This window comes from Luteitalea sp. (assembly GCF_022842525.1).
In the GTDB taxonomy this organism is placed as follows: domain Bacteria; phylum Acidobacteriota; class Vicinamibacteria; order Vicinamibacterales; family Vicinamibacteraceae; genus Luteitalea.
Genome location: NZ_JALHPM010000326.1, coordinates 1 through 3,937, shown reverse-complemented (window position 1 = coordinate 3,937; position 3,937 = coordinate 1). Strand labels below are relative to the sequence as shown.

Genomic DNA, 3,937 nt, shown 5'->3' with positions numbered 1-3,937 from the left:
TCGCGCCGGTGACGATGGCGAGGCTCGTCGTGTTGGGAATGGATCGGCCCAGCGTCGTCCAGGCTGCGGGCGCGGTGAGCGCGTCGGTGCCGCCGGTGCGGGCGGCGCGGACTGCCGCTGCGGCTTTCCTGATCACCGGCACGGTCTGGGGCGTCGTGATGCTCGCCCATGTGCCGCCATCGTCCGGGCACAGGCGCGTGTCGCCCATCACGAGGGTCACGCGTTCGACCGGCACGCCGAGCTCTTCGGCGAAGGCCTGGGTGAGCAGCGTCCGGGACCCCTGTCCCATGTCCATCTTGCCGGTGAAGGCGCGATACGTGCCGTCGTCGGTCACCTGCACGCGCACCGGCAGGTCGCGATCCTGCGCGCGGACCGTGACGAGGAACAGCAGGCCGCCGCCGAGGGTGGCGAGGAAGGCGCGACGGTCCGGCGTGAGGGTGTCGAGGATGTCGACGATCTCGTACGACTCCGGCTCGAGATCGCCGTCGAAGCGACGCTTGTACGCCGTGCGACGATCGTCAGCCACGTCGGCGCTCCCGTGTCATCGTCGTGCTGGCGGCGCGGACGGCCGCGATGATGCGCGGATACGTGCCACAGCGGCACAGGTGGCCGTCGAGCGCGGTGCGGATGTCCGCGTCGGTCGGCGACGGCGTACGCGCCAGCAGGGCGGTCGCGCCCATCACCATGCCGGGGGTGCAGAAGCCGCACTGGAAGGCCTGGGCCTCGATGAAGGCGCGCTGGACCGGATGCAACTGGCCGTCGCTGGCCAGCCCTTCGATCGTGACGACCTCGCGGGCCCGGGAGGCCGGCGTGACACAGGCGCGCGACGCGCGCCCGTCGATCAGCACCGTGCAACTGCCGCACTGGCCCTCGCCGCAGCCGTACTTGGTGCCTGACAGCATCAAGTGCTCGCGCAGCACCTCGAGCAGGCTGGTCTCTTCAGGCACGTCGCCCGACCAGGGACGGCCATTGACCGTGAGCGTCAGCTTCGCCATGGGGTCGATGGTACGCCTGCCGCCGCGCGCTGCGCCGGATCGCACAGCGCGTGCGGCCGAACCATGGCAGCATGTACAGGCTCATGCTGCTCACTCTCGGTGTCCTTGCTTGCGCGGCGACCGTCGCCGTCTTCTACGTCAACGGCGCGCGCACCCGCGCGGCCTACCTCGGTTCGATGAGCGGATCCTGGCTGGCCGAGCGGCGCACGTCCAGTCGCTCCTGACGCCTCTCGCGCCGGGCCTCACGGCTTGAACGCCGGCTTGTTGCGGCGCTTGGCCGCGGCGGCCTCGGCCAGCGCCTTGTCACGCGCCTCCTGCTGTCGGGCCGGCGCCTCGGCGGTGTCCAGCGCCCGAGCCTCGCGAATCGTCGCGGCGGCCCGTTCGGCCCGCCCGGTCGCACGCACGATGAGCTGGACGTCGGGCGCGTAGGATCCACGCGTCAGCGTGATCGACTGGTCGGGTCCGGTCCAGCGGGCCAGCGTGATCGTCTCGCTGGTCACCTGACCCGCGCGGGCCCGCACGGTGCTCGCCACCGGGGGACCATAGGTCTCGGTCAGCGCGGCCACGAGGTCGGCCGTGGACAGCCCCTCGGTCCGCTCCCGGTGGTAGGTCACCGTCATCTGGTACAGCTGGCCCTCGTGAAAGGCGAAGAGGATGGAGCGCACCGGGTCGGCATCCACGACCGTGCTGCCGACGTAGGGCGCCCGCCACTCGAGCTGTTGAATGGGCGCCGGCCGTGTGTGCAGCGTCTCCACGTCGGCCGGGCGTGCGCCACTCGTGCCGAGTACCTCGGCCACGCTGCTCTCGAGGATGAACCCGCGGTATCTCGACAGCGCGGCCGTGTCGGCAGGGGCAGCCTCGAGGGCCACCGCGAACGCCGTGGTGGCGAGCATGCCGAACAACGAGGTCCTCAGAGACGGGAGGGTCATCCGTCTACCGTGGACGCCCCGGCGCCCGGGCGCTGTCCCGCCCGGCACACGTCACGCGGGCGCCCATAATGCCCGCATGCCCACGCTGGTGCCGGTCGACGGCGCGCTCCTGACGCAGATGCTCGCCACGGCCCCACCAGCCCATGGCCTGTCGCGCGAGTCCTGGGCCCGCTACGAGCGCGCCCTCGCGCAGTCACCGTGGGGGCGTGCCCATCGTCACTGGACGGCGCTCGTCGACGATGGCTCGCGCGTCCTGGCATCGGCGCATCGCTACGACCTCGAGGGGAGCCTCGATGGCCGACGCGTCCGGATCTGCGGCGTGGGAGATCTCGTGGAACACGACGACTCCGGTGGTGTCTCGCTGCGGCTGCTGGTGGCCCGCGTCGTCGAGGCGGCCACGGCCGCAGGCGACGACCTCGCGCTGGTGTCCACCACGGCCGCCGTCACTGACGTGGTGCCTGCGGGCTTCGGGCCGCTGCCGACGCTGGACCTGACGCTGCGAGTGACGGAGTCGACGCGCCGGGGCGCGCCGATGGCGCCCGTGCGCGGCGGCGACCTCGGCGATCTCGCCATGGTGGTGGACATGGCGGCGGCGTCGGCCCATGGCACGCGCTTTCACCTGCAGCGTGATGCGGGCCGGATGGCCTTCGCCTTTACGCGAAAGCGGTTGCTTGCGGGTCTCGGCGTCGCAGGACGACGGGAACTGCAGTTCCTGGTCGCCGAGGAGGGGACGCGGGCCGTGGCGTATGTGGTGCTGAGCGTCGAGGACGGCACGTGGACGCTCGAGGAGTGCGGCGACCGCGACCCGACCGGTGCCCGCGTCGGCGCCATCCTGCAGGCGATGATCGCGCGTGATCCCGCCGAGGCGCGCCTGGTGCTGCACGGCTGGCTGCCCGCCGGGTTCCTGCCGCCGCAACTCGTCGTCGTGGCCTCCGCGCCGTCGGCCGATCGGCTGTATCTGGGGCGGCTCGGCGTCGGGGCCGCCGCCCTGGCGCTGCCGCCGGAGGACATCCGCGTCTGGCGCACCGACCTGATGTAGGGCCCGAGGTCCGTCGCCGGGTTGGCGCCCGCGCCGCCCCCCCAGTCATCCAGTTCGGGTATGGGCCCCATGACGGGGAGTCATGGCGCGCCGTCGCCGGCGTTCCTGGGGTACCTTCTCTGTCTGGTGGCCCAACTTCAGACCGTCCCGACTGCCGACCTCACCGCGTTCCACGACCAGATCCAGCTTCGGTACGACGCCTTCCGCGCTCGCGGACTCGCGCTCGACCTGACGCGGGGCAAGCCGTCCGCCGAACAGCTCGACCTCTCGAATGGCCTGCTCGACCTGCCGGGGCAGGGCGATGTGCTCGCCGCCGACAAGACCGACGTGCGCAACTATGGCGGGCTGCAGGGGTTGCCCGAACTGCGCGCCCTGCTCGCGCCGCTGTTCGGCGCCACGCCGGCCCAGGTGATCATCGGCGACAACTCCAGCCTCGCCCTGATGCACGACGCGGTGGCCTACAGCCTGCTCAAGGGCACCGTGGGCAGTGCGCGTCCCTGGTCGCGCGAACCGGTGGTCAAGTTCCTGTGCCCGGTACCTGGCTACGACCGCCACTTCGCGATCTGCCAGGAGTACGGCATCGAGATGATCCCGGTGCCGCTCGGGGCCGACGGTCCGGACATGGACCTCGTGGAGCGCCTGGTAGCCGAGGACGCGGCCATCAAGGGCATGTGGTGCGTGCCCAAGTACAGCAATCCGTCGGGCGCCGTCTATGCCGACGCCGTCGTCGATCGGCTGGCGGCCATGCCGACGGCCGCGCCGGACTTCCGCATCTTCTGGGACAACGCCTACGCGGTGCACCACCTCACCGACGAACGCATCGAGATCCCGAGCCTCATCGAGGCGTGCGCGCGCCATGGGCACGCCGACCGTGCCTTCGTCTTCGGCTCCACCTCGAAGGTCACGCTGGCCGGGGCAGGCGTCTCGCTCTTCGCCGGGTCGGCCGACAACGTCAAGTGGTACCTCGCCCGCAT

At 71.6% G+C, this 3,937-nt stretch carries 6 protein-coding genes; 3 read left to right on the top strand and 3 right to left on the bottom strand.

Annotated elements, in window-relative coordinates; all coding sequences use genetic code 11:
• Both Q0C41_RS30295 and Q0C41_RS30290 read right to left on the bottom strand, forming a co-directional pair.
• Positions 1–526 (bottom strand): molybdopterin cofactor-binding domain-containing protein (locus Q0C41_RS30295; protein ID WP_291990577.1); only part of this gene is annotated, 526 nt, incomplete at its 3' end.
• On the bottom strand, positions 519–995 hold the full coding sequence (locus Q0C41_RS30290; RefSeq protein ID WP_291990575.1) for a (2Fe-2S)-binding protein: 477 nt from the start codon (positions 993–995) through the stop codon (positions 519–521). The genes Q0C41_RS30295 and Q0C41_RS30290, both read right to left, overlap by 8 nt.
• Positions 996–1,078: 83 nt before the next feature.
• Between Q0C41_RS30290 and Q0C41_RS30285 the strand changes: the two genes are divergently transcribed.
• Complete coding sequence (locus Q0C41_RS30285) at positions 1,079–1,219, top strand: hypothetical protein (RefSeq protein ID WP_291990573.1); 141 nt, start codon at positions 1,079–1,081, stop codon at positions 1,217–1,219.
• Between the two features lie 18 nt (positions 1,220–1,237).
• Here the strand turns inward: Q0C41_RS30285 and Q0C41_RS30280 are convergent, their stop codons facing one another.
• Entirely contained in the window at positions 1,238–1,924 is a 687-nt protein-coding gene (locus tag Q0C41_RS30280; RefSeq protein WP_291990571.1) for a hypothetical protein, read from the bottom strand.
• 76 nt (positions 1,925–2,000) lie between these two features.
• Here Q0C41_RS30280 and Q0C41_RS30275 point away from each other — a divergent pair, with 76 nt between their 5' ends.
• Both Q0C41_RS30275 and Q0C41_RS30270 read left to right on the top strand, forming a co-directional pair.
• Positions 2,001–2,963, top strand: a complete 963-nt coding sequence (locus tag Q0C41_RS30275; RefSeq protein ID WP_291990569.1) for a hypothetical protein — start codon at positions 2,001–2,003, stop codon at positions 2,961–2,963.
• A gap of 126 nt (positions 2,964–3,089) precedes the next feature.
• Positions 3,090–3,937: aminotransferase class I/II-fold pyridoxal phosphate-dependent enzyme (locus Q0C41_RS30270; RefSeq protein ID WP_291990567.1), on the top strand; the 848-nt coding region annotated here is incomplete at its 3' end.